We start from the raw sequence: 25,465 nt of genomic DNA, 5'->3' as shown, positions 1-25,465 counted from the left end.
CGCTTAGCTGACGCTTCACCAAACAAAGGCCACCTTCGGGTGGCCTTTGTCGTTTCTGGTGTTTAGATATTTGCAGTGCTTTTTGTGGCGAGGGCGCTTGCTCCCGCTGGGCTGCGAAGCGGCCCCAAAACAGGCTATCGAAGGTTGTCTGGTACGCCGCATGCAATGGATTTACGACTGCTGCGCAGCCGAGCGGGAGCAAGCTCCCTCGCCACGGGGCTCTTCTTAGGTAATTTAGATATGTAAACGCGACACGGAAATGTCGCGTATCGGATAGATCGCCCCTTAACAGTGCGTTTGTCGGGCAAATTCGTTAGGCTAGCCGCCATTTTTGCGTTTGCGTCCCACAAGGAAGCGTCGCGCTAAACGGGTCAGTCCTATACGGACCGACAGCATTTCCCTCACCCTCAGGGAAATCCCTCTCTAAATTCCGATTCAGTAGTGTGGTATTTCCTTAATGAAAGTCTTGAAAGGTCAGGACATCCTGGCACTTGGTTTTATGACGTTTGCCCTGTTTGTCGGGGCTGGCAACATCATCTTCCCGCCTATCGTCGGTTTGCAGTCCGGGCCCAATGTCTGGATGGCGGCGCTAGGCTTCTTGATCACGGCAGTCGGTTTGCCGGTGATCACCGTGGTTGCGTTGGCCAAGGTCGGTGGTGCGATGGATGCCTTGAGCAGCCCGATCGGCAAAATCGCCGGCGGCCTGCTGGCCGCTGCGTGCTACCTCGCGGTCGGCCCGCTGTTCGCCACGCCGCGTACCGCGACCGTATCGTTCGAAGTGGGTCTGGCGCCGCTGACCGGCGAGAGCCCGCTGGCGCTGTTCCTCTACAGCTCGGTGTACTTCCTGCTGGTGTTCTTCATTTCGCTCTATCCGGGCCGTTTGCTGGATACCGTAGGACGTTTCCTCGCCCCCCTGAAGATCATCGCCCTGGCCGCACTCGGCATCGCCGCATTCGCGCTGCCTGCCGGTGACATCGGCGTGGCGACGCCTGAGTATGTCGCGGCGCCGTTCTCCCAAGGGTTCATCAACGGTTACCTGACCATGGATACCCTTGGCGCGCTGGTGTTCGGCATCGTCATCGTCAACGCGATCCGCTCCCGTGGCGTCGAGTCACCAGCGCTGATCACCCGCTACGCGATCATTGCCGGGCTGATTGCCGGCGTGGGCCTGGCGCTGGTGTATGTCAGCCTGTTTCGTCTCGGTTCCGGCAGTCATGAAGTGGCGGCCGGTGCAGCCAACGGTGCCGCGGTGTTGCACGCCTATGTTCAGCACACCTTTGGTTCGCTGGGCAGCGGTTTCCTGGCGGTGCTGATCTCCCTGGCCTGTCTGGTCACCGCGGTCGGTCTGACGTGTGCATGCGCCGAATACTTCAGCCGTGTGCTGCCACTGTCCTACAAGACATTGGTCATCATCCTCGCCGTGTTCTCCCTGTTTGTGTCCAACCTGGGCCTCACCAAGCTGATTGCGTTCTCGATCCCGGTACTGACGGCGATTTACCCGCCGTGCATCGCCCTGGTCGCGCTGAGCTTCTGCAAAGACTTCTGGCATGAACAGGGCCGTATCGTTGGCCCGGTGATGTTGGTGTCGTTCATCTTCGGCATGATCGATGCGCTCAAGGGGGCGGGTCTGGCGGACTGGATGCCAGCTCAGCTGTCCCACCTGCCGCTGAGCGAGCAAGGTCTGGCGTGGCTGGTGCCGTCGGTGATGACTTTGGTGGTTGCGGTGGTTTGCGATCGTCTGCTGGGCAAGCGCGAAGAAGTGCTGGCTTAAGTTGCTTCATGGCCCGCCACAAGCGGGTCTTGAGTCGCTATAGAAATGCCCCGTATCAATCGATACGGGGCATTTTTTTATCACCAGTTACTACTCTCTGGTGGCTAGAAACCGCGCTACAGTCGCCCTGTCAAAAAAATACCGGCAATCACCCGAAGCAATGATTTTTTGATCGGGTTGCACAACCACCGACTTCCAGAACTCGTAATCTTTTCCAAAGCGGGTATTCAGAAAGCCTTCGTCGCCGAACGTGATGTCGAGTTTTCCCGTAGCCTCATAACGGGCGATCAGCGTACTCTCCCTGCTTCTCGCGCCTGACAGGCCAACGACGACAATTCCATGTGCAGGGTCTCCGCCAATGTCGGACCATGCGTTGGCTGCGCTTGATGGCAACTCGGACACCACCGCTTTGCCACCGTTGAAAACAAGATTCGGCCAACCATTTCCATTAAACGCTGCAAGCACTCCCCGGCGGCCGTTGCCCCAAACATCGTTCGGGGTTCGGTCCAACGAGCCAGTCACGAACGTACTGCCATCTTCGCGCAGTAACAGGCCTGAAAATACTGTATCGGCTTCGTCGATGCGGATTCTCGTGATGCCGCTCGTCCCAAAGGAATTGTCTGGAGTTCCATCAGCTTTGAAGCGGGCGACGATACCTTCGTTCTGAGGGCTAAAGCCTACGGAGCTGGATCCGACGACAGTAATGGCGCCATCAGCGGACGCGCCGACTGCATGGATGACGAAATCGACATTGATGCTGCCGCTTCCGTTAAATGACAGATCAAGTTTGCCGTCTGGGTCGTATCGAAAGATGCTCGTCCAACCCGCCATTATGATTTCGCCATTTGGACCGATTGCAGTGTTGGAGGTTGGTTGAGTCATTGAAAGATGGGGGCTGGTTGAAACGGCCAGGTTACTCAAGTGGGTTGGGTAGGGATTCAGTACCAGACCTTCATCGCCAAACGTGTAATCAGGTTTGCCGTTTTCGAGAAAGCGCGCGAAAGCAAGATACTCAATATCGTCGCGGTGTGTACCAATGACCAGGATCTTCCCATCTTTGTAAAGTTGGGCGCCGTGTAGAGAGGCCCGAGATCCAGCCTTAAACCCGCCCTTGAGTATTCCGTCATCCGCAAAATCAGGATCCCGGCTGCCATCTTCCAGCAGTTGTACAAGCTGGAAGTCTTGATGACCTTCCCAGTAGACGCCGCCTGCCAGAAGTAACTTATCGTCGGGTCTTCTGGAAACAATTTGCAGTGGGTCACTTCCTGCAGAAAATTGATAGGCTACGCCAGCCTCCCCAAAAAACGGATCAAGCCATTGTTCATCAGGAGCCGCGGCTGATTTTTTTTGGGGGCTGAGCATAGGAATTCTCCAGGTGCCGATTGATAAAGTTCAAGAGGCTACAAGCAATACCTTGGAGGCTAACCGGTAAAAATAAGACTGAATAGCTGTCAAATATGACAGCTATTGATGATGTTCAATCGATAGAATTTAATGAAATGCGCCCTTTTTCGACTTTGCATTGAACAAGCGCTTATGTAACGTTGAACGCGAGAGGTAGTGGTTGCCTTGCACAGCCAATTCGTATTGAAAACTCAGCTTCAGCCCACGTTTAAGGACCTGCATGTCGTTCATCCACGCCAATATCATCCACATCGTTGCCGCGCTGTGGTTTGTCATCTGCTGGGGCGGTTACACCCGCTATGCCTCATGGAAGGGCCGCGACACCGCATGCCTGGCCAGTGTGCTGCACCTGTACCGTGAAGACTGGATGCGCCGCATGCTCTTGCGCGACAACCGCATCGCCGACGCCAGCGTGGTCGGCAACCTGGAGCGTAACGCCTCGTTCTTTGCCTCCAGCACGCTGATTATCCTGGCTGGCATTCTCACCGTACTCGGTGCGTCGGAACGGGCCGTGTCGTTGCTGGCGGATATTCCGATGGTGCAACAGGCGTCGCAGGGGATGTCCGAGATCAAGTTACTGTGCCTGGCGCTGGTGTTTGTCTATGCGTTCTTCACCTTCAGCTGGTGCATGCGCCAGTACAACTTCGCCGCCATTTTGATCGGGTCGGCGCCGATGATTGGCGAACGTCACGTGTCCGAACAAGAGCGCAAAGCCTTCGCCGCCCGAGCCGCCCGGGTAATTTCCATGGCGGCCAACCAGTTCAACTTTGGCCTGCGTTCTTACTACTTTGGCATGACCATGCTGGCCTGGTTCGTCAGCCCATGGCTGTTCATGCTGATGAGTGCTGGCGTGGTGCTGGTGTTGTATCGCCGGGAGTTTCATTCCGACGTTCTCGATGTGATGGTCTATACCCCTACAGAGGCGCCATTGCCCGAAGCCAATAAAGAGGCCGCTTGATGAGTATTCCGTTCTGGTGCGTGTTTATCAGCGCCTTGCTGATCTACGTGGCCCGCATGCCCGTGACCAAGGCCATGAAAGAGCAGGGCGGTTACAACAATCACCTGCCGCGTCAGCAACAGGCGCAACTCACAGGTTTCGGCGCCCGTGCAGTGGCGGCGCATCAAAACAGCTTCGAGGCGTTCATATTGTTTACGGTGGGGGTGTTGATGGCGCACACCACGCAGACCGCGGGGTGGCTGATCGATTCGCTGGCCATCATCTTTGTGATTTCCCGAATCATTTATTTAGTGTGCTATTGGGCGGATCTTGCCTGGCAGCGCAGCCTGGTATGGATCGTCGGACTAGTGTGTTCATTGCTGTTGATGATTAGTCCGACTTTTAGAACTGTTTTGCTCTAAAGGTTCGAATGACAGACAAAAGAAAACCCGCACTTGGCGGGTTTTCTTTTATCACGCTAAAAACTGTTTTAGTTTTTAGGTGCTTCAGCAGGAGCGGCTGGAGCCGACTCTTGAACAGCGGCTTTGTTCGATTCGGCCTGAGCTTTGGCAGCTTCGGCGTTTTCTTTCGCAGCTTCGTTCACTTTATCCTGAGCTTCGCCCATTTTTTCCTGAGCTTGCTCAGCATGTTGGTTAGCATCTTGAGCTTTGTCCTCGGATTTTTTATCGCAAGCAGCGAGACCGAGGGAAGCGGTCAACATCAAGGCAATAGCTAAAGTCTTACGCATGGGGTGTATCTCCTTATGGAAAATATCTACTGGCCTTTCGAGCACAGCCCCCAGGGTTAAGTTCCTCAATTCGTTCAGATATATAAGAATATTCCTGCGGGAACTTTTACGAATACGCCGAATACGATTTCCGACTATTAAGAAGAGTGTTTATCACATGGCCGAAAACCCCGTTTTTGAGCGCGCGACGCGATTTCTTTCGGCACTCAGGCATTGTCAGGTGTTGGGTTTGCGGGTTCACAGCGCCAGCAACGAAGGGCTGACGGTCATCCTGCCGTACAGCCCGCAAATCGTCGGCAACCCGCAGACCGGTGTGATCCATGGCGGGGCTTTGACCTCGCTGATGGACACCGCGTGTGGCATGTCGACCCTCTGCGTCCTGCCCGAATTTGAAGTCTGCCCGACCCTCGATTTGCGCATCGACTACATGCACGCCGCCGAGCCGCATAAGGATGTCTACGGTTTCGCCCAATGCTACCGGGTGACCACCGACGTGATCTTCGCCCGAGGCTTTGCCTACCAGGACGATCCCGAGCAGCCCATCGCCCATGTCGTCGGCACGTTCATGCGTATGGGCAAAGCCGTCAAAGGCGCCAAGGGATTGGGTGGCGCAATCGCCGGAGGTGCGAAATGACTGACTCTTTCAAGGAGCAACTCCAGCAAGCCCACGCGCAGGGGGACTACGCTTCGCTGCTGCACCTGTTGCCTTATGCCAAACTGATCGGCATCGAGTGTTCCCGTGTCGGGGATGAGCTGCTGTTTCGCTTGCCGGCCAACAAGGACAACATTGGTAACCCTTTACTGCCGGCCATCCATGGTGGGGTGATCGCCGGGTTCATGGAGCTGTCCGCAGCGCTGCACCTGCTGATTTTCACCGGCTCGCCCGGTGTACCGAAGATCATCGATTTCTCCCTCGACTACCTGCGAGCCGGGCAGTTTCGCGATACCTGGGCCAAATGTCAGGTTTGCCGCCAGGGTCGACGCGTGGCAAACGTGGCGATTACAGCCTGGCAAACCACCGAAGCCGAGCCGATTGCCACCGCCCGCGGCCATTTCAAAATTGAAGAGCCCTTGAAATCCTGAACTCAGCCCCAAACTCTGATGACAACCCGCCGCCGACCCTTCAGGTCGCGGCCACTGCCATCTGATTGGAGTTTGATGACCATGAGTGTGGAAACTCAAAAGGAAACCCTGGGCTTCCAGACCGAGGTGAAGCAACTGCTGCACCTCATGATCCATTCGCTGTATTCCAACAAGGAAATTTTCCTTCGCGAATTGATCTCGAACGCCTCTGACGCTGTCGACAAATTACGTTTCGAAGCCCTGTCCAAGCCTGAACTGCTGGAAGGTGGCGCCGAACTGAAAATCCGTGTGAGCTTCGACAAGGACGCCAAGACCGTCACCCTCGAAGACAACGGCATCGGCATGAGCCGTGAAGACGCGATTACCCACCTGGGGACCATCGCCAAATCCGGCACTGCTGATTTCATGAAACACCTGTCTGGCGATCAGAAGAAAGACTCGCACCTGATCGGTCAGTTTGGTGTCGGTTTCTACTCGGCCTTCATCGTCGCTGACAAAGTTGACGTGTTCAGCCGTCGTGCCGGTTCTGCTGCCAGCGAGGGCGTGCATTGGTCGTCCAAAGGTGAAGGCGATTTTGAAGTTGCCACCGTTGAGAAAGCCGAGCGCGGCACCCGTATCGTCCTGCATCTGAAATCCGGTGAAGACGAATTCGCCGATGGCTGGCGTCTGCGCAACATCATCAAGAAGTACTCCGACCACATCGCTCTGCCGATCGAGTTGCCGAAAGAAGTGGCAGCTGTCGAAGGTGAAGAGAAGCCTGCAGTTGAATGGGAAACCGTCAACCGCGCCAGCGCCCTGTGGACCCGTCCTCGCACCGAGATCAAGGACGAGGAATATCAGGAGTTCTACAAACACATCGCTCATGACTTCGAAAATCCGCTGAGCTGGAGCCATAACAAGGTCGAAGGCAAGCTCGAATACAGCTCGTTGCTGTATGTGCCGACCCGTGCTCCGTTCGATCTGTACCAGCGTGAAGCGCCGAAAGGCCTGAAGCTGTATGTACAGCGCGTATTCGTGATGGACCAGGCCGAGTCGTTCCTGCCGCTGTACCTGCGCTTCATCAAGGGCGTGGTCGATTCCAACGACCTGTCGCTGAACGTGTCGCGGGAAATCCTGCAGAAGGACCCGATCATCGACTCCATGAAGTCGGCCCTGACCAAGCGCGTTCTGGACATGCTGGAAAAACTGGCGAAGAACGAGCCTGAGCAATACAAAGGTTTCTGGAAGAACTTCGGCCAGGTCATGAAAGAAGGCCCGGCAGAAGACTTCGCCAACAAAGAGAAAATCGCTGGCCTGCTGCGTTTCGCCTCCACTCAGGGCGAAGAAGGCGAGCAGGTTGTGGGGCTGGCCGAGTACCTGGCGCGCGCCAAGGAAGGTCAGGACAAGATCTACTACCTGACCGGCGAAACCTACGCGCAGGTCAAAAACAGCCCGCACCTGGAAGTCTTCCGCAAGAAAGGCATCGAAGTGCTGCTGCTGACCGACCGCATTGATGAGTGGCTGATGAGCTACCTCAGCGACTTCGACGGCAAGAGCTTTGTCGACGTGGCGCGCGGTGACCTGGACCTGGGCAACCTGGATTCGGAAGAAGACAAGAAAGCCGCGGAAGAAGTCGCCAAGTCCAAAGAGGGCCTGGTTGAGCGTCTGAAAACTGCACTGGGCGAATCCGTCGCTGAAGTACGGGTTTCCCACCGTCTGACTGATTCCCCGGCGATCCTGGCCATCGGCGAGCAGGACCTGGGCATGCAGATGCGTCAGATCCTCGAAGCCAGCGGTCAGAAGGTTCCGGATTCGAAGCCGATCTTCGAATTCAACCCGGCTCACCCGCTGATCGAGAAACTCGACAACGAGCAGAGCGACGAGCGCTTCGGCGACCTGTCGCACATTCTCTTCGATCAGGCGGCACTGGCAGCCGGCGACAGCTTGAAAGACCCGGCCGCGTATGTGCGCCGCCTCAACAAGCTGCTGGTTGAACTGTCGGTTTAACCGAGTTGTAAAAAAACCCGCTTCGGCGGGTTTTTTCATTCTGGTGTCTTTTACTGGGAGTTAGTCATGAGCCAAATCACTGTTCGTTCCGTCGCTTATCAGCTTGATGGCCAGTCGTATGAAAGCCGTCTGGCGTTCGATGCCGACCACAAAGGCCCGCGCCCCGGTCTGTTGATGGCGCCGAACTGGATGGGTGTCAGCGCCGGTGCCGAGGAGATCGCCAAATCGGTGGCGGCCAAGGGTTATGTGGTGTTGATCGCCGACCTGTACGGCCAGTCGGTGCGTCCACAGAATGGCGACGAGGCGGGTGCAGCGATGATGCCCCTGAAGAACGACCGCGCCTTGCTGCGCAAGCGCATGCAAGCGGCGTTCGAACAGTTGCAAGGGCAGGGCGAGGCGGCGGTTGATACCTCGAAACTGGCGACCTTCGGTTTCTGCTTCGGCGGTTGCTGCGCACTGGAACTGGCCCGCACGGGCGCGCCGGTAAAAGCGGCGGTTTCGTTCCATGGCACGCTGGATACGCCGAACGTCAACGATGCTAAAACCATCAAGGGCTCGGTGCTGGTGTTGCACGGTGCATCCGACCCGCTGGTGCCGAAAGAGCAATTGCCGGCGTTTGAAGAGGAAATGAATGCGGCGGGCGTGGATTGGCAACTGCTGAGTTACGGCGGCGCGGTGCATTCGTTTACTGACCCGCATGCGAATGTGCCGGGCAAGATGATGTATGACGCGAAGACGGCGGCTCGGGCGTTTACTTCGATGCACAATCTGCTGGATGAAGTTTTTAAAGACTGATAGCTGATTCCGCCCTGACACTCTCGGTGTCAGGGCCGACCTCATCGCGAGCAGGCTCACTCCTACAATTGGAATGCATTCTCCCTTGTAGGAGTGAGCCTGCTCGCGATGGCGGTGTTACTGCTACCGACGATGCTAAGGCAGCTCGATCCGCTCGCTTTCCCCCGGCACCGTCGGCCAATCCCCAGCCGCCCAGCGTCGTCGCGCTTCATCGATCGCCGCCGGATCGCTCGCCACAAAATTCCAGTTGATTCGCCGCGGCCCGTCCAGCGGTGCCCCACCAAACAGCACGGCATGACAGTCGCTCTCGGCGAACAACGTCATTTCCTCTCCGGCAGGCAGCACCACCAGCGCATGCGGCTCCAGCAGCTCGCCGTCAAGCTGTGCGTCGCCGCTGAGCACATAAAGTGCCCGCTCTTCATGCTCGGTCGGGATCAGCAAGGTGGTCGCCGTTTGCAGGTTCAATTCCGCATACAGCGTAGGAGAAAGCACCGGCACCGGCGATTCCAGGCAAAAGCCTGACCCGGCAATCATGCGGATCTTCACGCCAAGGTTATCGCTGACCGGCAACGTCGACGCCGGATGATGGCTGTAGTGGCCGGGCCCCTGTTCCTGCGTCTTGGGGGAGGCGAGCCAAACCTGCAAACCGTGCATCGTGAAGCCGCTTTGCTTCAAGGTTTCAGGCGTGCGTTCAACGTGAGCAATTGCACTGCCCGCCGTCATCCAGCTGACATCGCCGGCATCGACCACCTGATCGGAGCCGAGGCTGTCCTTGTGCTGGATTTTTCCTTCGAACAAATACGTGAGGGTGGACAGGCCAATGTGCGGGTGCTGACGGATGTTCATGCCTGTTCCCGCCGCATAACGGGTTTCGAGCATGTGGTCGAAAAAGACGAAAGGCCCGACGCTGCGGCATTTGGCTGACGGCAGCGGGCGCAGAATCGGTTGGCCCTCGACATCTTCGGCGCGAGGGCGGATCACGAGTGGCGTGTTCATGGTGCATTCCAGGCTGAGCGGGTGACGCGTGGAGCATAACCCGCTTGCGCAGCCCTTGCCGCTATTGGCTGAAGGCACCTTCGGAGAGATGGGTTTCGATGCTCACCTCGGTGCTGGTCATCAGCTTGTGTACCGGGCAGCGGTCGGCCACGCGGTGCAACTCGTCGCGCTGGGCGTCGGTGAGCACGCCCTTGAGGGTCAGTTTGACGTGCAGGGCATATTTGCCTTTTTGCTCTTCGCTGTTGTCACGTTTGACTTCAACCGTGACGCCGGTCAGCGGAATGTCTTTCTTCTTTGCGTACAGCTTCAGTGTCAGGGCCTTGCAGGCACCCAGGGCCGCGTCGAAGTAGTCGTGTGGCTCAGGGGCCGAGCCTTCGCCGCCAGACGTGGTCGGCACATCGGCAAAAAGCTCGTGGTCATCGATCTGGACGCTGTGGCGAAAACCTTCGGCGGAAACGGTATTGACGGTAACGGTCATTGGGAGCCTCCCAGGCTAAAAAGTCATTCGATCAAAACAGACCTCGAAGTTATAGAGCATTCCTGACGATGCGCGTTCCACTTTCTTACCGGCTGAACCGTCTTGAGTGTGCAAAGGTCTACGTCTTTCCTGCCCCCGGAGAATGCCCGTGCCCCTGTTCCGTTTGAGCCTTGCCTGTTTGCTGGTGCTATCCAGTGCTTACGTCAATGCACGCGAATACGCCTACAGCGATGCGCACCTGCATTACGTGGACTTTTTTCAGGAAACCGCCGGCATGCCGACATTGCTCAAGGCCATGGACGACAATGCCATTGATCATGTGATGATTTCCGGGATCCCGGTGGCGAAGAAATGGCACGAAGACGAACCGAAGCGCCCGCGCTATTACGCCGGTGATGACGCCGATGCCTATTGGTACAGCGCGACGGATGTGATCGTCGCGGCAGCGGTAAACAAATTGACCCCCGAGCAGCGTCAGCGCTTTCACCCGTTCCTGTCCGGTTTCAACCCCAACGACAAAAACTCCGCAGCGCACATCCAGCGAATGCTCGATCTCAATCCGGGGCTGTGGCAGGGGATCGGCGAAGTGTTTACCCGGCACGATGACCTGACCGCGCTGACCGCCGGCGACACGCCACGGGCCAACAACGAAGCGATGACGCGGATCTATCACCTCGCGGCGGAGAACGACTTGCCGGTGATGCTGCACTCCAACATCACCTCCAAGCGTGAGAAAAATCCGCTGTACCTGTCGGAAGTCGAGGAGCCGTTGCGTAATCATCCGCATACACGATTCATTTGGGCGCACGCAGGCACCAGCGCCGAGGTCCATCGGCATCAAACCCGACTGGATTTTCTGTTGCCGACCCTGAGCCGAATGCTCGAGGCCTACCCCAATCTGTACATCGACCTGTCCTGGAGCATGCTGACGCCTTACCTGCTGGATGAGCAGGGCAAGCCTTCTGAAGCCTGGCTGGGGCTGGTGGAGCGCTTCCCGGATCGCTTCATGCTCGGCTCTGATGTGGTGGGACGTTTCAACAAGCTGGGTAAGGAAATGCGCAGCTTCGACCCGTTTCTCGACGCCTTGCCTGAGCAGGTGGCGAGAAAAGTCGCGCGGGACAATTTTCTGTCGATTCTGCCGCGCAACCGTTAAGGCTGCGACGCTACCGGTTGGCTGCGCACGGTTGCGGATAGCGCATTCCCTGCCTATGTTCCTTGCGAGGCATTACTGGTGACTGGCGCACGAAGACCCGATGCCGGTTGCTGTCCATCCAGTGCGGATTCTCGCAGCGAGGTAACGACATGCCAAACGACTCCCGCCCTGCCGTGCTTGAACTGATCGGCAATACGCCGCTGGTGCGCGTCAGCCGTTTCGATACCGGCCCGTGTACGCTGTTTCTCAAACTCGAATCACAGAACCCCGGCGGTTCGATCAAGGACCGCATCGGTCTGGCGATGATCGACGCCGCCGAACGCGATGGCCGTCTGCAACCCGGCGGCACCATCGTCGAAGCCACCGCCGGCAACACCGGCCTCGGCCTGGCCCTGGTCGGCCGTGCCAAAGGCTATCGAGTGGTGCTGGTGGTGCCGGACAAAATGTCCACCGAGAAGGTGTTGCACCTCAAGGCCATGGGCGCCGAGGTGCACATCACCCGCTCCGATGTCGGTAAGGGCCATCCCGATTACTATCAGGACGTGGCGGCGCGGCTGGCGCAGGAGATACCCGATGCGTTCTTCGCCGACCAGTTCAACAACCCGGCCAATCCGCTGGCCCACGAATGCAGCACCGCGCCGGAGATCTGGGCACAGACCCAGCATGATCTGGATGCCATTGTCGTCGGCGTCGGTTCGGCCGGCACCCTGACCGGGCTGACGCGCTTCTTTCAACGCGTGCAACCGAACCTGGAAATGGTGCTGGCCGATCCGGTCGGTTCGGTGATGGCCGAGTACAGCCGCAGCGGCACCCTCGGCAAGGCCGGTTCATGGGCGGTGGAAGGCATCGGCGAAGACTTCATTCCATCGATTGCCGACCTTTCCAGCGTGCGCCACGCCTATTCGATCAGCGACGAGGAAAGCTTCGATCACGCCCGTCAATTGCTGCGCGCCGAAGGCATTCTCGGCGGTTCCTCGACTGGCACTTTGCTGGCGGCGGCGTTGCGTTACTGTCGCGAGCAGACCGAGCCGAAACGGGTGGTCAGCTTCGTCTGCGACACCGGCACCCGTTACCTGTCGAAGGTCTACAACGACCAGTGGATGAACGATCAGGGCCTGCTGCAATACAAGCGCTACGGCGATCTGCGCGACCTGATCGCGCGGCGTTTCGAGGATGGCCGCGTCATCAGCGTCGGCCCCGACGACACGCTGCTCACCGCCTTCCAGCGCATGCGCCTGGCGGATGTCTCGCAATTGCCGGTGCTGGCGGACGGCAAGCGGCTGGTCGGCGTGATCGACGAATCCGATATTCTGCTGGGCGTGCACGAAGACGCTTCGCACTTGCGCATGCCCGTAGCCAGCGCCATGACTGACAAGTTACAAACCCTGCCGGCAAACGCCAGCCTGGCCGAACTGCAGGCGGAACTCGATCGTGGGCTGGTGGCGATCATCGCCGACGCCTCGGGCTTCCATGGCCTGATTACGCGAGTCGACCTGCTTAATCACTTACGGAGATCGCTTACATGAGTCAGCACGATGAATCCGGCGCGCCCCGCGCCTTCGGCACCCGAGTGATCCATGCCGGACAGACGCCGGATCCTTCCACCGGGGCGCTGATGCCGCCGATCTACGCTAACTCCACTTACTTGCAGCAAAGCCCCGGCGTGCATAAGGGCCTCGACTATGGCCGCTCGCACAATCCGACGCGCTTTGCGCTGGAGCGTTGCGTGGCGGACCTCGAGGGCGGCACCCGGGCCTTCGCCTTTGCCTCCGGGCTGGCGGCGATTTCCACGGTGCTCGAACTGCTTGATGCCAACGCGCACATCGTCTCCGGCAACGACCTGTACGGCGGAACGTTCCGGCTGTTCGACAAAGTCCGTCAGCGCAGCGCCGGGCATCGCTTCAGCTACGTCGACCTGACCGACCTGTCCGCCTTCGAAGCGGCGTTGCAGGACGACACGCGGATGGTCTGTGTCGAGACGCCGAGCAATCCTTTGCTGCGCCTTTCTGATCTCGCCGCCATTGCGCGTAGCTGCCGCGAGCGCGGCATCCTCTGTGTCGCCGACAACACCTTCGCCAGCCCGTGGATCCAGCGCCCGCTGGAGTTGGGTTTCGATATCGTGGTGCACTCGACGACCAAGTACCTGAACGGCCACTCCGACGTGATCGGCGGCATTGCGGTGGTCGGGCAGAACGCCGAACTGGCCGAGCGCCTGGGCTTTTTGCAGAACGCGGTAGGAGCCATCGCCGGGCCGTTTGACGCGTTCCTCACCCTGCGCGGCGTGAAGACCCTGGCGTTGCGCATGGAGCGTCATTGCAGTAACGCGCTGGAGCTGGCGCAATGGCTGGAGCGGCAGCCGCAAGTGGCACGCGTTTACTATCCGGGCTTGCCGTCGCACCCGCAGCACGAATTGGCTCGACAGCAGATGCGTGGATTCGGCGGGATGATTTCCCTCGACCTGAACAGCGACCTGGCTGGCGCCAGACGCTTCCTTGAAAATGTGCAGATATTTGCCCTGGCCGAGAGCCTGGGCGGGGTGGAAAGCCTGATCGAGCATCCGGCAATCATGACGCATGCCACCATTCCCGCAGACACCCGTGCGCAACTCGGGATCGGCGATGCGCTGGTGCGTTTGTCCGTGGGGGTCGAGGATGTAGAGGATCTGCGCGCTGACCTGGCTCAGGCGCTGGCGCGGATTTGACGTTCAGCAGGCATAAAAAAATCCGGAATCCCTGAGGGATTCCGGATTTTTGTTCAGGCCCGGATCAGCTGCCTTTGACAGCCTTGCCGTTGACCGTACCGTCGAGGAGCATGATGTTGTACTCCTTGCCATCGGTTTCGACCTGTTGCAGGCGAACCAGCAGGTAATCCCAATCCTTGGCGAACCACAGGACGGTGATGCGCTTGCTTTGCGTCGGGTCGCGCACGCGCTCGACCTTGATCGCATCGATCTGGCCGGCCTTGGTGTCGACTTTCTCCGAACCCAGCACGCGGAAGTCATACGTATCGACTTCGCCATCATCGACAACCTGATAGCTCATGCTTTTTTTGCCGGCGGCCACATCGTGTTGCAGGGCCAGCTGATAGGTGGATTTGTCGACCATGCCACGGTTCAGCGGGATCTTGACCGCATCACCGCGATCGGTGCCAGTGACCATTTTGTTGGTCCAGTCGAAGTCCAGGTCGGCTTTCTTGGCTTTACCCAGACCACCGCGTTCGAAGTGGTAGGACTGGGGCAGCAACGTGTCCTTGTCCAGGGTCAGGGTGCTTTCTTCTGTCAGGCTGGCGATCATCATCGAGGCCTTGAAGCTGAGCTTCCAGACACCGTTGGCACCCTGGGTCAGGCTGCGTTCAGCCGTGCCACTCATGGGCAGCTGCTTCCAGTCGGCGGTGTAGCTGGCGGAGAAAGGTTGAAGGTCTGCAGCCTGCGCGAAAGGCAGGGCAAACAGAGCGCAAGCGAAGAGCAGGGCGCGACGCATAAAATCTCCTAGTGTCGAATCAAGTGGCCGCTGGCCGCGAGTAACTTTCCATCCAGTAAAGCACCTTGCTCACCGAGCGATAAACGGCCTTCGGCAAACCAGCGTACAGCCATCGGGTAGATCAGGTGTTCCTGAACATGGACTCGCTGCGCCAGACTCTGCGGCGAATCGTGCAACTCTACCGGTATTACTGCCTGTACGACCAGTGGTCCGCCATCGAGTTCCTCGGTGACGAAGTGCACGGAGCAGCCATGTTCCGTGTCGCCGGCTTCCAGCGCGCGCTGATGAGTGTGTAACCCTTTGTATTTGGGCAGCAGCGAGGGATGGATGTTGAGCAGGCGACCCGCGTAGTGGCGCACGAAGTCAGCGCTGAGAATGCGCATGAAACCGGCCAGTACCACGAGTTTGGGGTTGAAGGCGTCGATCAGTTCGATCAGCGCGGCATCGAAGGCTTCGCGGCCTTCGAAAGCCTTGTGATCCAGGGAGCGGGTGTCGATACCCGCGTCCCTGGCGCGTTGCAGGCCGTAAGCGTCGGCGCGGTTGGAAATCACCGCGGCGATGCGGACCGGGCTGTCGCCGGTCCGCGTGCTGTCGATCAGGGCCTGCAAGTTACTGCCGGTGCCGGACAACAGCACCACCACATCACAGGTCTGGGACATCAATGAGCCTTGAGGTTCTTCAGTTCAACCTGGGCTGCGCCTTCGGCAGCGGTGGCGATCTGACCGATAACCCATGGCTGCTCGCCGGCTTCACGCAGGACGTTCAGGGCAGTTTCAACGTGCTCTTGAGCCACGCAGATGACCATGCCCACACCGCAGTTCAGCACGCGGTGCATTTCGTTTTCGTCGACGTTGCCTTTCTCTTGCAGCCAGTCGAACACGGCAGGGCGGGTCCAGCTTGCGACGTCAACCACGGCTTGGGCGCCTTTTGGCAGTACGCGCGGGATGTTGTCCAGCAGGCCGCCACCGGTGATGTGGGCCATGGCTTTGACCGCGCCGGTGTCCTTGATCAGCTTGAGCAACGGTTTCACGTAGATGCGGGTCGGGGCCATCAGCAGGTCGGTCAGCGGTTTGCCGTCGAGCTGGATGTTTTCGATATCGGCACCGGAGACTTCGATGATCTTGCGGATCAGCGAGTAGCCGTTGGAGTGCGGGCCGGAAGACGGCAGGGCGAGCAGGGCATCGCCGGCAGCGACTTTCGAACCGTCGATGATTTCGGATTTTTCCACGACGCCGACGCAGAAGCCGGCCAGGTCGTAGTCTTCACCTTCGTACATGCCAGGCATTTCAGCGGTTTCGCCGCCGACCAGGGAGCAGCCGGACAGTTCACAGCCAGCGCCGATGCCGGTCACGACCTGGGTCGCGGTTTCGACGTTCAGCTTGCCGGTGGCGTAGTAGTCGAGGAAGAACAGCGGCTCGGCGCCGCAGACCACCAGGTCGTTCACGCACATGGCCACCAGGTCGATGCCGATGCTGTCGTGCTTGTTCAGGTTCAAAGCGAGGCGCAGCTTGGTGCCCACGCCGTCGGTGCCGGAAACCAGAACGGGCTGCTTGTAGCCGGCCGGGATTTCGCAGAGGGCGCCGAAACCGCCCAGGCCGCCCATGACTTCCGGGCGCGCAGTGCGCTTGGCGACGCTCTTGATGCGTTCGACCAATGCTTCACCGGCGTCGATGTCTACACCGGCGTCCTTGTAGCTCAGGGAGGGTTGCTTGCTCATGATCCAGGCCTTTAGGGGGGATTCAGGGGTAACGACCGAGTCCAGTGGGACCGCTGAAATAAACGAAGGCGAGCGCCTTGCACGAATTTCAGGGTGCCCGGCTGTTGCCGGTCTGCGAAGGCGCGCGATTTTATCAGGCTTGAAGGGCAGCGGCCATCCTCACGCCGACGGCAGGGGCATATCGGCTGAAAAAAACCTTTATTGCCCGTGTTGGTCGCCGCCTCGATGGCTGTATAAGGTATCGCGATTAACCGTCTATCGTTATGACAGTGCGAAAAACTTAGTCAGATCGTGGTGAATGTTTTGCGCAGGGATGTGGTCACAGCCTTGCTCGATCATCTTCATGCGGTCTGTTCCAGCCGCTCTCGTCGTCAGGAATCTCCCATGCGTTTTTTTTCCAGATTTTTATTTGCAGGCTGTTTTTCACTGGTCAGCCTGGCGAGTCATGCCGAAACCGTCAAAGGCCTGTATCAAGTGCGCGAGCCTGTCAGCAGTCAATCGTCTGAGGAGCGCGACCAGGCGACCCAGCGCGCGCTGGACACCCTGGTGCTGCGCCTGACCGGTGATCCCAAGGCTGCGCAAAGTCCGGGGTTGGCGGCGCTGCGCAAAGACCCGCAACAGATCATCAGTCAATACGGTTTCGACGCCGGTCCGCCGGAAGTGCTGAAAGTCGATTTCGACCCGGCCAGCACCGAACAAGCCTTGCGCCGCGCCGGGTTGTCTTTGTGGGGGACGAATCGGCCGTCGATCCTGAGTTGGTGGTTGAACGACTCCGCCGAGGGATCGAGCCTGGTGGGCGATGGCCAGTCCAGCGCCGCGCCGTTGCGTCGCGCAGCCCAGCATCGTGGTCTGCCGTTGCGGTTGCCGTTGGCGGACCTGAGTGAGCAACTGGTGGCTACGGCACCCAACCTTGAAGGGGCAGATGCAACGCCGTTGCGCGCTGCCTCCGACCGTTACAACGCCGATGCCTTGCTCGCGGTGCATGCCCGGGAAGAGGGCGGCCAGTGGCAGGCCAAATGGAACATGTGGCTGGGCGACAAGAAAGAGGCGGGCAGCGTACAGGGGGCGGATCAGGCCGCTGTGGCCGATGCGGTGATGCTGGCGGTCAGTGAGCGCCTGGCACCGCGGTTTGTCGTCAAACCGGGCGCTTCGGGCGAACAATTGCTGGAAGTGCAGGGCATGAACCTGGAACGCTACGCCGCCCTTGGACGCTTGCTGGAGCCTTTTAGGGCGCGCCTGCAAACGGTTGATGGCGAGCGCATTCTCTATCGGGTCAATGGCAGCGCCGAGCAGTTACGTTCGCAGCTGTCCCTCGCGAAGTTGCAGGAAGTTCCAGCCGGTGAGGCGCCTGCACCGGCAGCGCCTGCGCAGCCAGCCGAGGGTGCGGCGCCGGTCGTAGCACCAACCCCGGCACCGGTGCCACAGCTGAGATTCCGTTGGTAAGGTTTTCTTTCTTTATATAGATGCATATGGAGTGGTACATGGCGGATACGCGGCGTTGGTTCTGGTTGGGTGGGGTGGTTCTGCTCTGCGTGTTTGTCTGGTTGTTGCATCCGATCCTGACGCCCTTTCTGGTCGCGTTGCTGCTGGCCTATCTGTTCGATCCGCTGGTGGATCGGCTGGAAAAGGCCGGTCTGTCACGCACCTGGGGCGTGGTGGCGGTGTTTGCGCTGATCACCTTGATCTTCACCACATTGCTGCTGGTGCTGGTGCCGATGCTCGCCAAGCAGTTATTTCGCTTGTATGAACTGGCGCCGCAGATGCTTGACTGGCTGCAGCACACTGCACTGCCGTGGGCGCAATCAAAATTCGGACTGTCGGATAACTTCTGGAAGTTCGACAAGCTCAAGGCCGCGATCAGCGAACACATGGGCCAGACCACCGACATCGTCGGGGTGGTGCTGAGTCAGGCGACGGCGTCCGGGCTGGCGTTGATCGGCTGGCTGGCGAATCTGGTGCTGATCCCTGTCGTGAGTTTCTACCTGCTGCGGGACTGGGACCTGATGATGGCCAAGATCCGCAGCCTGCTTCCCCGTGATCGTGAAGAACGCGTGGTGACCCTGGCGGGCGAATGCCATGAAGTGTTGGGGGCATTTGTGCGCGGGCAGTTGCTGGTGATGCTGGCGCTGGGCGTGATCTACGCTGCGGGCTTGATGCTGGTGGGGCTGGAGCTGGGGTTGTTGATCGGTCTGATCGCAGGCCTGGCGGCCATTGTGCCGTACATGGGGTTTGTCATCGGGATCGGCGCGGCGTTGATCGCCGGCCTGTTCCAGTTCGGTGGCGATCTGTATCCCATGATCGGCATCGTTGCGGTGTTCATGGTCGGGCAGGCACTGGAAGGCATGGTGCTAACGCCGTTGCTGGTGGGCGATCGTATCGGTCTGCACCCGGTGGCGGTGATCTTCGCGATTCTGGCGGGGGGCGAACTGTTCGGCTTTACCGGCGTGTTACTGGCGTTGCCGGTGGCGGCAGTGATCATGGTGCTGGTGCGCCATGTGCATGATTTGTATAAGGATTCTGATATCTACAGTGGTGTCGACGAACTGGAGCTGTAAGAGTCGTTGAAGTCCTGTGGCGGGCGGCCTGGTTCCATGCCAGGTCGGCCCGTATCCCTCGCGCGGCTGTCACATGCGCCGCCAAAGAAACTGTCATGAAACCAGGGCGTTAACGCAAACCTTTGATTTTGCTTGTGGTCTGTCGCATTGTGCGACCCGCCTCACGGGTATAAACTTCGCAAACTTTACACAGAGGCCACTAACGGTTCCTTTGGAACTGTTCAGTCAGCATGAAACCGATTCAGCTGCCCCTAGGTGTGCGTCTGCGTGATGACGCTACCTTTATCAATTACTACCCAGGCGCCAATGCCGCTGCACTCGGCTATGTCGAGCGGCTATGCGAAGCCGACGCCGGCTGGACAGAAAGCCTGATTTATCTCTGGGGCAAGGACGGGGTAGGGCGCACGCACTTGTTGCAGGCCGCCTGCCTGCGCTTCGAACAACTGGGGGAGCCGGCGGTGTATCTGCCGCTGGCCGAGCTGCTGGACCGCGGCATCTCGATCCTCGACAACCTCGAACAATACGAACTGGTCTGCCTGGATGATTTGCAGGCCGTGGCCGGCCGGGCGGATTGGGAAGAGGCGTTGTTCCATCTGTTCAATCGTCTGCGCGACAGCGGTCGGCGTCTGTTGATTGCTGCATCAACCTCGCCGCGTGAATTGCCGGTGAAACTGGCTGACCTGAAATCGCGCCTGACCCTGGCACTGATCTTCCAGATGCGTCCGCTCTCTGACGAAGACAAATTGCGCGCCTTGCAACTGCGTGCATCCCGTCGCGGCCTGCACCTGACCGATGAAGTCGGTCATTTTATTTTGACTCGGGGTACCCGCAGCATGAGCGCGCTTTTCGAGCTGCTTGAGCGTCTCGATCAGGCCTCCCTTCAAGCTCAGCGCAAGCTGACGATTCCCTTCCTGAAAGAAACCCTAGGCTGGTAAAACCTAAGCTTGGCGGGGGTTTTTGGCATATTTCAGGCGCCAGAAAATCCGCTTTCCTGCAGGGTGCAGGCTGCGCGAGTGTCTAAATGGGGCTTAAGCGCTTAGATGTAATCGCGAAACCGGGAAGTCACATAAAGTTCGATTGAATTTGCAAATGAGGATGATAGCGGGCATAGTCTCGGCTTCTTTACAACTATCAGCCACGGTCGTGCCCATGCTAAAGCGCTTCGCACCCCTCGTGCCTCTCGCACTCGTTACCCTGTTGTTCGGTTGCGCTGCCCACTCCCCAGTGACTCAGCAAGAGCAACAACAGCAGGTCAAGAATTCAGTTACTGCGCAGTCTTCTTCCGTTCTTTTCCAGGAAGAGCTAGCCACCGATAAAGAACTGGCAAACTTCGCCGATGGCAAGTCGTACCAGCTTCCGGTTCTGGCTGACAGCATCCTCGAGCGTGGCATGTCCCTGATCGGTACCCGTTACCGTTTCGGCGGCACCTCCGAGGCTGGCTTCGATTGCAGCGGTTTCATCGGTTATCTGTTTCGTGAAGAAGCCGGCATGAACCTGCCGCGCTCCACTCGCGAAATGATCAACGTCGACGCTCCGCTGGTAGCTCGCAGCGCGCTGAAGCCGGGTGATCTGCTGTTCTTCGCCACCAATGGTCGTCGTGGTCGTGTCAGTCACGCCGGGATCTACCTGGGTGACAACCAGTTCATCCACTCCAGCAGCCGCAAAAGCGGTGGTGTCCGGGTCGATAGCCTGGGCGACAGCTACTGGAGCAAGACCTTCATCGAAGCCAAACGCGCCCTCGCGATGGCTCCGACCGTGGTCACCGCACGCAAATAAGGCTTAACCTGTCGCCACGTGGGTGGCGACAACTACCTCTTCGCAACGAAGTAGGCGGACACTTTGTAAGGCGAACTTAAAGTCTTACTTGAAGTTTGGCCCATAGCCGCTAGAATCCAGATCTATTATTGATGGCAAACCGCCTGCGTCCTGCGCAGGCGGTTTTCTTTTCTGCCTTCCCGGCAGAAAAAGCCGCAGCCAGATCAGGATGTTCTGCTTATGACGATGTCGGCCCGCCTCGCAATCATGTTCTTCGCAGCGCTGCTCAGCGCCTGCGCCAGTCGCACACCGCCGCCTGCGCCGGTGGTTCGTGCACCCATTGTTTTCGGTAACCCGCAACCCTTTTCCCCCGAGGCAGAAGACGTGCTGTTCCGCGCGCTGGGCCTGGTGGGCACGCCGTATCGTTGGGGGGGCAACACGCCGGATTCGGGTTTCGATTGCAGCGGCCTGATCGGTTACGTCTACCATGACGTCACCGGTATTTCCCTGCCGCGTACCACCCGCGAAATGATCAGCATGCAGGCGGCCAACGTCGGCAAGGAAGGCCTGCAAACCGGTGACTTGATCTTCTTCGCCACCAATGGCGGATCCCAGGTCAGTCATGCCGGTATCTACGTCGGTGAAGGTCGCTTCGTTCATGCGCCGGCCACTGGCGGCACGGTGAAGCTCGACAGCCTGTCCAAGGCTTACTGGCAGAAGGCTTATCTGAGCGCCAAGCGCGTTCTGCAGCCTGAACACCTGGCGCGTAATCCGTAGCGTCCTGTCCGAAGAGGTTGTCATGACCGCTCGCACTCTCAATCTCGACGATGCCCTGTATCAATACCTGCTCGACGTTTCCCTGAGGGAAACGCCGCTGCTCAAGCGCTTGCGCGACGAAACCCAGGCGATGCCAATGGCGCGCTGGCAGGTAGCGCCGGAGCAGGGGCAGTTCCTCGCGTTATTGGTCAAACTCATTGGTGCCAAGCGCTTGCTGGAAGTCGGTACGTTTACCGGTTACAGCGCCCTGTGCATGGCCGCTGCATTGCCGCAGGGCGGTTCGCTGATTTGCTGCGACATTCCCGGCGACTACAACGCTATCGCACGCCGTTATTGGCAGGAAGCGGGGCTGGCCGAGCGAATTGACCTGCGGCTGGCCCCTGCACTGGAAACGCTCGCCATGCTGAATCAGCCGGAGGCGTTCGACCTGATCTTCATTGATGCCGACAAGTCCAACTATCCGAACTATCTGGAGCATGCACTGCGTCTGCTGCGCGTCGGCGGGCTGGCGGTGTTCGATAACATGCTGTGGAGTGGGCGGGTGCTTGAGGAGAATCCCGAGAGTGCAGACACCCGAGCCATCCAGGCGCTCAATCGCGCCTTGAAGGATGACGCGCGTGTGGATCTGTCGTTGTTGCCGTTGGGTGATGGGCTCACGCTCTGTCGTAAACGCTGATCCTTGTAGGAGCGAGGCTTGCCCGCGAAGGCGTCGGCACATCCAACATTGATGTTGCCTGTCCTACAGCCTTCGCGGGCAAGCCTCGCCCCTGCAGGGCGGCTATTTAGCGGCCGAAACGCGCCACACCTTGTTCCCCACATCATCGGCCACCAGCAAACCGCCCTGCTGATCAATCACCACGCCTACGGGCCGACCCATGGCTTTTTCATCTTCGTTGAGGAAGCCTGTCAGTACATCAACCGGTTGGCCGGTCGGCTTGCCACCCGCGAACGGGACGAAAATCACTTTATAGCCACTGTGCGGCTTGCGATTCCAGGAGCCGTGCTGGCCGATGAAGGCGCCTTCCTTGAATTGCGCGGGAAGTGTGTTGCCCTCGGCAAACGACAGGCCCAGCGATGCGGTATGTGGGCCGACCGCATAATCCGGGGCAATGGCCTTGGCCACCAGATCTGGGTTTTGCGGCTCGACGCGGATATCGACGTGCTGGCCGTAGTAGCTGAAGGGCCAGCCATAGAACCCGCCGTCCTTCACTGACGTGATGTAGTCCGGCACCAGGTCGCTGCCGATTTCGTCGCGCTCATTGACCGCCGTCCACAGGGCGCCGGTCTGAGGTTCCCAGGCCAGGCCGTTCGGATTACGAATCCCCGAGGCGAAGATCCGGTGATTGCCGGTGGCGCGATCCACTTCCCAGATCGCCGCACGACCTTCCTCCTGATCCAGGCCGTTTTCGCCGACGTTGCTGTTGGAGCCGACGGTGACGTACAGCTTGCTCCCATCCTTGCTGGCGATGACGTTTTTGGTCCAGTGGTGATTCAGCGTGCCGCCCGGCAGATCGACCACCTTGATCGGCTGCGACTTGATTGCGGTGTCGCCATTTTCATAATGAAAGCGCAGCAAGCGGTCGGTATCGGCGACATACAGGTCATTGCCGACCAGGGTCATGCCGAAGGGCGAATTGAGGTTTTCCAGGAACACCGTGCGGGTTTCGGCGATGCCGTCGTGGTCCTTGTCCCGCAGCAGCGTGATGCGGTTGGGGCTAGGGACGCCGGCGCCGGCACGGCCCATGACTTTGCCCATCACCCAGCCGCGAATGCCTTTGCCGTCATCGGGTTTGGGAGGGGCATTGGTTTCCGCCACCAATACATCGCCGTTGGGCAGCACGTAGAGCCAGCGCGGGTGATCGAGCCCTTCGGCAAATGCCGCTACCTGAGTGCCTGCCGCAGCGGTGGGTTTTGCACCCTCCGGCCAGCCGATCGCCGGGGCGATATTCACCGTCGGGATCAGGGTCTTGTTCGGCTCGGGCAGCTTGGGTGACGGGCCGGTGCCGTCGGAGACTTGCAGGCTGGAGGTTTCACCACAGGCGGCGAGCCCTCCGGCGAGCGCGATGACGAGAACGAGCTGAGGCTTGCGCATGCTGGACTTCCCTATGAATGCATTGACTTAGTCATAGAGAAGCTTAGACACGCGATGGTTCAACCGGTCAGCCGCGGGCTTCCTTGAGCAACACGGCGATGCCGGGGTGATAGTGACCGGCTTCGTTGCGCAACTTGCGATAGGCGTACGGGAAATACCAGGCCACGGCGCAGCTGTGTTCCTTTTGCAGGTCGTCGACCATGTCCTGGAGTTCTTCCGGGGTCGCGCTCTGTTGGGCCTTTTGTGGCGCAACGAACAGGCAGCCGAGTTTCAGGTCGCTGGCGTAGCTGATGCGTTTGGCGTCGCTGGTGATGTCCTGCAGCGCCTGGCTCAGGTTCAGGCTGTTGACCTTCGGCCAGCGTTGAGTGGCCTGAAGGTAGGCGCGTTCTTCGGCGGTGGCGATAAACAGATCGGCGCGGCTGTTGCGTTCGCCTTCTTCGTTCTGTTTACGGGTCGGCGTTTGTTGCAGCGTGACCATTTCCGCCATCCAGGCCGCGGCGCAGAGCAGGCCAAGGTTGGCTTTCTCGTCGTACCAATAAGGCGTGTCGTTATCGCCGCGCACGGCGTTAAAGCGGTCGATACAGTCAAACCAGCGTTCCAGCACCGGTCGCAGGAATTCCAGCTTCGGATTACTGATGATCATGCCTTGCATGTCGCTCACCCTTGTAATTGTGTTGTTGGGTTTATGGCGCTTTGATATCACTGCTGGCAGTATGGCGCAAGATTGACGTCAGGTTATTGATGGGCGGCAGTCTATCGAGAATCCGTGCCCTGTCTTCAATTGACGCTCCCCCCCCAACCCTCTAACCTTCGCGGCTTGTTTCAGGTGCTCTGTGGCGAAGCCGACAGAGTGAAACAGGGAAGCCGGTGAGTGACTCTCTTCAAGCGACGAAGAGTCATGATCCCGGCGCTGCCCCCGCAACGGTAAATGAGTAAAGACTGCGTCTTGAGCCACTGTGTCGACTGTCGATATGGGAAGGCGCGCAGTCCGGCGCAAGCCGCTCATGAGCCCGGAGACCGGCCTGATTCATCCAACGGCATCACGGTGGGCGATGCCAGGCTTGTTGCCGTCTATTCTTGTGCCTGCCCGCCGTTATCCAGCCTCAACGGAGAGCTCCCCATGACTGATTCCCCTGATCGTGACGAACGCCACCTGGCGCGCATGCAGCGCAAAAAAGCGGTGATCGACGAACGCATCGCCAACTCCCCGAACGAATGCGGCCTGCTGCTGGTGCTGACCGGCAACGGCAAAGGCAAGAGCAGTTCGGCCTTCGGCATGCTCGCCCGGTCCATGGGCCACGGCATGCAGTGCGGCGTGGTGCAGTTCATCAAGGGCCGTAACAGCACCGGCGAAGAGCTGTTCTTCCGCCGTTTCCCGGAGCAGGTGCGTTTTCATGTGATGGGCGAGGGCTTCACTTGGGAAACCCAGGACCGCCAGCGTGACATCGCCGCCGCCGAGGCCGCATGGGCGGTGTCTCAGGAACTGCTGCGTGACCCGTCGATCGGTCTGGTGGTGCTGGATGAGTTGAACATCGCCCTCAAGCACGGCTACCTCGACCTCGATCAGGTTCTCAGTGATTTGCAGGCGCGTCCGCCGATGCAGCACGTGGTGGTCACCGGTCGCGGCGCCAAGCCAGAGATGATCGAACTGGCCGACACAGTCACCGAAATGGGCGTGATCAAGCACGCGTTCCAGGCCGGCATCAAAGCGCAAAAAGGCGTCGAGTTGTGAGCCGCAC

26 protein-coding genes and 1 riboswitch are annotated in these 25,465 nt (G+C 59.1%); of the genes, 17 read left to right on the top strand and 9 right to left on the bottom strand.

Annotation, left to right across the window (positions count from 1 at the left end; all coding sequences use genetic code 11):
* Nucleotides 1–457: 457 nt before the first annotated feature.
* Nucleotides 458–1,771, top strand: a complete 1,314-nt coding sequence (gene brnQ / locus FBY01_RS03200) for a branched-chain amino acid transport system II carrier protein (RefSeq protein WP_010456842.1) — start codon at nucleotides 458–460, stop codon at nucleotides 1,769–1,771.
* A gap of 90 nt (nucleotides 1,772–1,861) precedes the next feature.
* Here the strand turns inward: brnQ and FBY01_RS03195 are convergent, their stop codons facing one another.
* Nucleotides 1,862–3,133 carry a hypothetical protein gene (locus FBY01_RS03195; protein ID WP_145305805.1) on the bottom strand — a complete coding sequence of 424 codons (1,272 nt, stop codon included), beginning with the start codon at nucleotides 3,131–3,133 and terminating at the stop codon, nucleotides 1,862–1,864.
* Nucleotides 3,134–3,395: 262 nt separating this feature from the next.
* On the opposite strand from FBY01_RS03195, the gene FBY01_RS03190 reads away from it, so the two are divergent.
* Together FBY01_RS03190 and FBY01_RS03185 are read left to right on the top strand one after the other, a co-directional pair.
* Nucleotides 3,396–4,133, top strand: coding sequence for a DUF599 domain-containing protein (locus tag FBY01_RS03190; protein WP_010456838.1), 738 nt, complete (start codon nucleotides 3,396–3,398; stop codon nucleotides 4,131–4,133).
* The gene (locus FBY01_RS03185) at nucleotides 4,133–4,534 is read left to right on the top strand and encodes an MAPEG family protein (RefSeq protein ID WP_145305807.1); all 402 of its coding nucleotides are present in this window, start codon (nucleotides 4,133–4,135) and stop codon (nucleotides 4,532–4,534) included. The genes FBY01_RS03190 and FBY01_RS03185 overlap by 1 nt, the downstream gene beginning before the upstream one ends.
* 68 nt (nucleotides 4,535–4,602) lie before the next feature.
* Here the strand turns inward: FBY01_RS03185 and FBY01_RS03180 are convergent, their stop codons facing one another.
* On the bottom strand, nucleotides 4,603–4,860 hold the full coding sequence (locus FBY01_RS03180) for a hypothetical protein (protein ID WP_010456834.1): 258 nt from the start codon (nucleotides 4,858–4,860) through the stop codon (nucleotides 4,603–4,605).
* A gap of 157 nt (nucleotides 4,861–5,017) precedes the next feature.
* On the opposite strand from FBY01_RS03180, the gene FBY01_RS03175 reads away from it, so the two are divergent.
* The 4 genes from FBY01_RS03175 to FBY01_RS03160 all read left to right on the top strand — a co-directional run bounded on the left by FBY01_RS03175 (nucleotide 5,018) and on the right by FBY01_RS03160 (nucleotide 8,724).
* On the top strand, nucleotides 5,018–5,494 hold the full coding sequence (locus FBY01_RS03175) for a PaaI family thioesterase (RefSeq protein ID WP_102595531.1): 477 nt from the start codon (nucleotides 5,018–5,020) through the stop codon (nucleotides 5,492–5,494).
* The gene (locus FBY01_RS03170; RefSeq protein ID WP_010456830.1) at nucleotides 5,491–5,943 is read left to right on the top strand and encodes a PaaI family thioesterase; all 453 of its coding nucleotides are present in this window, start codon (nucleotides 5,491–5,493) and stop codon (nucleotides 5,941–5,943) included. Before FBY01_RS03175 ends, FBY01_RS03170 begins: the two co-directional genes overlap by 4 nt.
* Before the next feature lie 81 nt (nucleotides 5,944–6,024).
* Nucleotides 6,025–7,929, top strand: a complete 1,905-nt coding sequence (gene htpG, locus FBY01_RS03165; RefSeq protein WP_102595537.1) for a molecular chaperone HtpG — start codon at nucleotides 6,025–6,027, stop codon at nucleotides 7,927–7,929.
* Between the two features lie 66 nt (nucleotides 7,930–7,995).
* On the top strand, nucleotides 7,996–8,724 hold the full coding sequence (locus tag FBY01_RS03160; protein WP_010456825.1) for a dienelactone hydrolase family protein: 729 nt from the start codon (nucleotides 7,996–7,998) through the stop codon (nucleotides 8,722–8,724).
* Between the two features lie 135 nt (nucleotides 8,725–8,859).
* Here the strand turns inward: FBY01_RS03160 and FBY01_RS03155 are convergent, their stop codons facing one another.
* Together FBY01_RS03155 and FBY01_RS03150 are read right to left on the bottom strand one after the other, a co-directional pair.
* The gene (locus FBY01_RS03155; protein WP_145305809.1) at nucleotides 8,860–9,720 is read right to left on the bottom strand and encodes a pirin family protein; all 861 of its coding nucleotides are present in this window, start codon (nucleotides 9,718–9,720) and stop codon (nucleotides 8,860–8,862) included.
* Between the two features lie 61 nt (nucleotides 9,721–9,781).
* The gene (locus tag FBY01_RS03150; protein ID WP_010456822.1) at nucleotides 9,782–10,198 is read right to left on the bottom strand and encodes an OsmC family protein; all 417 of its coding nucleotides are present in this window, start codon (nucleotides 10,196–10,198) and stop codon (nucleotides 9,782–9,784) included.
* Between the two features lie 142 nt (nucleotides 10,199–10,340).
* Here FBY01_RS03150 and FBY01_RS03145 point away from each other — a divergent pair, with 142 nt between their 5' ends.
* The 3 genes from FBY01_RS03145 (at nucleotide 10,341) to FBY01_RS03135 (ending at nucleotide 14,052) form a co-directional block, all read left to right on the top strand.
* Nucleotides 10,341–11,351 carry an amidohydrolase family protein gene (locus FBY01_RS03145; RefSeq protein ID WP_010456819.1) on the top strand — a complete coding sequence of 337 codons (1,011 nt, stop codon included), beginning with the start codon at nucleotides 10,341–10,343 and terminating at the stop codon, nucleotides 11,349–11,351.
* Between the two features lie 149 nt (nucleotides 11,352–11,500).
* Nucleotides 11,501–12,877 (top strand): pyridoxal-phosphate dependent enzyme, encoded by a 1,377-nt coding sequence (locus FBY01_RS03140; RefSeq protein WP_077749778.1) that lies wholly within the window; start codon nucleotides 11,501–11,503, stop codon nucleotides 12,875–12,877.
* Nucleotides 12,874–14,052 carry a PLP-dependent aspartate aminotransferase family protein gene (locus FBY01_RS03135; RefSeq protein WP_145305810.1) on the top strand — a complete coding sequence of 393 codons (1,179 nt, stop codon included), beginning with the start codon at nucleotides 12,874–12,876 and terminating at the stop codon, nucleotides 14,050–14,052. Before FBY01_RS03140 ends, FBY01_RS03135 begins: the two co-directional genes overlap by 4 nt.
* Before the next feature lie 64 nt (nucleotides 14,053–14,116).
* On the opposite strand, the gene FBY01_RS03130 is transcribed toward FBY01_RS03135, so the two are convergent.
* Genes FBY01_RS03130 through purM form a run of 3 tightly spaced genes read right to left on the bottom strand, consistent with a single transcriptional unit; the run spans nucleotide 14,117 to nucleotide 16,547 of the window.
* A complete protein-coding gene (locus FBY01_RS03130) occupies nucleotides 14,117–14,830 on the bottom strand; it encodes a DUF3108 domain-containing protein (protein ID WP_077749780.1) in 714 nt (237 codons plus the stop codon).
* Nucleotides 14,831–14,838: 8 nt separating this feature from the next.
* Nucleotides 14,839–15,489: a phosphoribosylglycinamide formyltransferase gene (gene purN / locus FBY01_RS03125; protein WP_010456811.1), complete on the bottom strand. Its 651-nt coding sequence runs from the start codon at nucleotides 15,487–15,489 to the stop codon at nucleotides 14,839–14,841.
* On the bottom strand, nucleotides 15,489–16,547 hold the full coding sequence (gene purM, locus FBY01_RS03120) for a phosphoribosylformylglycinamidine cyclo-ligase (RefSeq protein WP_010456810.1): 1,059 nt from the start codon (nucleotides 16,545–16,547) through the stop codon (nucleotides 15,489–15,491). Before purM ends, purN begins: the two co-directional genes overlap by 1 nt.
* Nucleotides 16,548–16,931: 384 nt before the next feature.
* On the opposite strand from purM, the gene FBY01_RS03115 reads away from it, so the two are divergent.
* The 6 genes from FBY01_RS03115 (at nucleotide 16,932) to FBY01_RS03090 (ending at nucleotide 22,310) form a co-directional block, all read left to right on the top strand.
* Entirely contained in the window at nucleotides 16,932–17,990 is a 1,059-nt protein-coding gene (locus FBY01_RS03115; protein ID WP_102595119.1) for a DUF2066 domain-containing protein, read from the top strand.
* Nucleotides 17,991–18,028: 38 nt separating this feature from the next.
* Complete coding sequence (locus tag FBY01_RS03110) at nucleotides 18,029–19,102, top strand: AI-2E family transporter (protein ID WP_145305812.1); 1,074 nt, start codon at nucleotides 18,029–18,031, stop codon at nucleotides 19,100–19,102.
* A 230-nt stretch (nucleotides 19,103–19,332) separates the two neighbouring features.
* Nucleotides 19,333–20,037, top strand: a complete 705-nt coding sequence (gene hda / locus FBY01_RS03105) for a DnaA regulatory inactivator Hda (protein ID WP_010456804.1) — start codon at nucleotides 19,333–19,335, stop codon at nucleotides 20,035–20,037.
* Nucleotides 20,038–20,251: 214 nt separating this feature from the next.
* The gene (locus tag FBY01_RS03100; RefSeq protein WP_010456802.1) at nucleotides 20,252–20,878 is read left to right on the top strand and encodes a C40 family peptidase; all 627 of its coding nucleotides are present in this window, start codon (nucleotides 20,252–20,254) and stop codon (nucleotides 20,876–20,878) included.
* 219 nt (nucleotides 20,879–21,097) lie between these two features.
* Nucleotides 21,098–21,634 (top strand): C40 family peptidase, encoded by a 537-nt coding sequence (locus FBY01_RS03095; protein ID WP_010456801.1) that lies wholly within the window; start codon nucleotides 21,098–21,100, stop codon nucleotides 21,632–21,634.
* A gap of 22 nt (nucleotides 21,635–21,656) precedes the next feature.
* Entirely contained in the window at nucleotides 21,657–22,310 is a 654-nt protein-coding gene (locus FBY01_RS03090) for an O-methyltransferase (protein ID WP_145305814.1), read from the top strand.
* A gap of 102 nt (nucleotides 22,311–22,412) precedes the next feature.
* On the opposite strand, the gene FBY01_RS03085 is transcribed toward FBY01_RS03090, so the two are convergent.
* Both FBY01_RS03085 and FBY01_RS03080 read right to left on the bottom strand, forming a co-directional pair.
* Complete coding sequence (locus FBY01_RS03085; RefSeq protein ID WP_145305816.1) at nucleotides 22,413–23,726, bottom strand: sorbosone dehydrogenase family protein; 1,314 nt, start codon at nucleotides 23,724–23,726, stop codon at nucleotides 22,413–22,415.
* Nucleotides 23,727–23,793: 67 nt separating this feature from the next.
* Entirely contained in the window at nucleotides 23,794–24,378 is a 585-nt protein-coding gene (locus FBY01_RS03080; RefSeq protein ID WP_077749786.1) for a hypothetical protein, read from the bottom strand.
* Between the two features lie 155 nt (nucleotides 24,379–24,533).
* Nucleotides 24,534–24,767: riboswitch (cobalamin riboswitch) on the top strand.
* A 79-nt stretch (nucleotides 24,768–24,846) separates the two neighbouring features.
* On the opposite strand from FBY01_RS03080, the gene cobO reads away from it, so the two are divergent.
* A complete protein-coding gene (gene cobO, locus FBY01_RS03075; protein WP_010456792.1) occupies nucleotides 24,847–25,458 on the top strand; it encodes a cob(I)yrinic acid a,c-diamide adenosyltransferase in 612 nt (203 codons plus the stop codon).
* Nucleotides 25,459–25,465: the final 7 nt, after the last annotated feature.

Source organism: Pseudomonas sp. SJZ077 (genome assembly GCF_007993905.1).
In the GTDB taxonomy this organism is placed as follows: Bacteria; Pseudomonadota; Gammaproteobacteria; order Pseudomonadales; family Pseudomonadaceae; genus Aquipseudomonas; species Aquipseudomonas mandelii.
The sequence above is the reverse complement of the archived record's forward strand: the minus strand, read 5'-3'. Positions and strand labels throughout refer to the sequence as shown.

What these genes read in the sequence shown, in the direction of transcription:
- brnQ (WP_010456842.1), top strand. Translation starts at nt 458, where the DNA reads ATGAAAGTCTTGAAAGGTCAGGACATCCTGGCACTTGGTTTTATGACG.
- FBY01_RS03195 (WP_145305805.1), bottom strand. Translation starts at nt 3,133, where the DNA reads ATGCTCAGCCCCCAAAAAAAATCAGCCGCGGCTCCTGATGAACAATGG.
- FBY01_RS03190 (WP_010456838.1), top strand. Translation starts at nt 3,396, where the DNA reads ATGTCGTTCATCCACGCCAATATCATCCACATCGTTGCCGCGCTGTGG.
- FBY01_RS03185 (WP_145305807.1), top strand. Translation starts at nt 4,133, where the DNA reads ATGAGTATTCCGTTCTGGTGCGTGTTTATCAGCGCCTTGCTGATCTAC.
- FBY01_RS03180 (WP_010456834.1), bottom strand. Translation starts at nt 4,860, where the DNA reads ATGCGTAAGACTTTAGCTATTGCCTTGATGTTGACCGCTTCCCTCGGT.
- FBY01_RS03175 (WP_102595531.1), top strand. Translation starts at nt 5,018, where the DNA reads ATGGCCGAAAACCCCGTTTTTGAGCGCGCGACGCGATTTCTTTCGGCA.
- FBY01_RS03170 (WP_010456830.1), top strand. Translation starts at nt 5,491, where the DNA reads ATGACTGACTCTTTCAAGGAGCAACTCCAGCAAGCCCACGCGCAGGGG.
- htpG (WP_102595537.1), top strand. Translation starts at nt 6,025, where the DNA reads ATGAGTGTGGAAACTCAAAAGGAAACCCTGGGCTTCCAGACCGAGGTG.
- FBY01_RS03160 (WP_010456825.1), top strand. Translation starts at nt 7,996, where the DNA reads ATGAGCCAAATCACTGTTCGTTCCGTCGCTTATCAGCTTGATGGCCAG.
- FBY01_RS03155 (WP_145305809.1), bottom strand. Translation starts at nt 9,720, where the DNA reads ATGAACACGCCACTCGTGATCCGCCCTCGCGCCGAAGATGTCGAGGGC.
- FBY01_RS03150 (WP_010456822.1), bottom strand. Translation starts at nt 10,198, where the DNA reads ATGACCGTTACCGTCAATACCGTTTCCGCCGAAGGTTTTCGCCACAGC.
- FBY01_RS03145 (WP_010456819.1), top strand. Translation starts at nt 10,341, where the DNA reads ATGCCCGTGCCCCTGTTCCGTTTGAGCCTTGCCTGTTTGCTGGTGCTA.
- FBY01_RS03140 (WP_077749778.1), top strand. Translation starts at nt 11,501, where the DNA reads ATGCCAAACGACTCCCGCCCTGCCGTGCTTGAACTGATCGGCAATACG.
- FBY01_RS03135 (WP_145305810.1), top strand. Translation starts at nt 12,874, where the DNA reads ATGAGTCAGCACGATGAATCCGGCGCGCCCCGCGCCTTCGGCACCCGA.
- FBY01_RS03130 (WP_077749780.1), bottom strand. Translation starts at nt 14,830, where the DNA reads ATGCGTCGCGCCCTGCTCTTCGCTTGCGCTCTGTTTGCCCTGCCTTTC.
- purN (WP_010456811.1), bottom strand. Translation starts at nt 15,489, where the DNA reads ATGTCCCAGACCTGTGATGTGGTGGTGCTGTTGTCCGGCACCGGCAGT.
- purM (WP_010456810.1), bottom strand. Translation starts at nt 16,547, where the DNA reads ATGAGCAAGCAACCCTCCCTGAGCTACAAGGACGCCGGTGTAGACATC.
- FBY01_RS03115 (WP_102595119.1), top strand. Translation starts at nt 16,932, where the DNA reads ATGCGTTTTTTTTCCAGATTTTTATTTGCAGGCTGTTTTTCACTGGTC.
- FBY01_RS03110 (WP_145305812.1), top strand. Translation starts at nt 18,029, where the DNA reads ATGGCGGATACGCGGCGTTGGTTCTGGTTGGGTGGGGTGGTTCTGCTC.
- hda (WP_010456804.1), top strand. Translation starts at nt 19,333, where the DNA reads ATGAAACCGATTCAGCTGCCCCTAGGTGTGCGTCTGCGTGATGACGCT.
- FBY01_RS03100 (WP_010456802.1), top strand. Translation starts at nt 20,252, where the DNA reads ATGCTAAAGCGCTTCGCACCCCTCGTGCCTCTCGCACTCGTTACCCTG.
- FBY01_RS03095 (WP_010456801.1), top strand. Translation starts at nt 21,098, where the DNA reads ATGACGATGTCGGCCCGCCTCGCAATCATGTTCTTCGCAGCGCTGCTC.
- FBY01_RS03090 (WP_145305814.1), top strand. Translation starts at nt 21,657, where the DNA reads ATGACCGCTCGCACTCTCAATCTCGACGATGCCCTGTATCAATACCTG.
- FBY01_RS03085 (WP_145305816.1), bottom strand. Translation starts at nt 23,726, where the DNA reads ATGCGCAAGCCTCAGCTCGTTCTCGTCATCGCGCTCGCCGGAGGGCTC.
- FBY01_RS03080 (WP_077749786.1), bottom strand. Translation starts at nt 24,378, where the DNA reads ATGCAAGGCATGATCATCAGTAATCCGAAGCTGGAATTCCTGCGACCG.
- cobO (WP_010456792.1), top strand. Translation starts at nt 24,847, where the DNA reads ATGACTGATTCCCCTGATCGTGACGAACGCCACCTGGCGCGCATGCAG.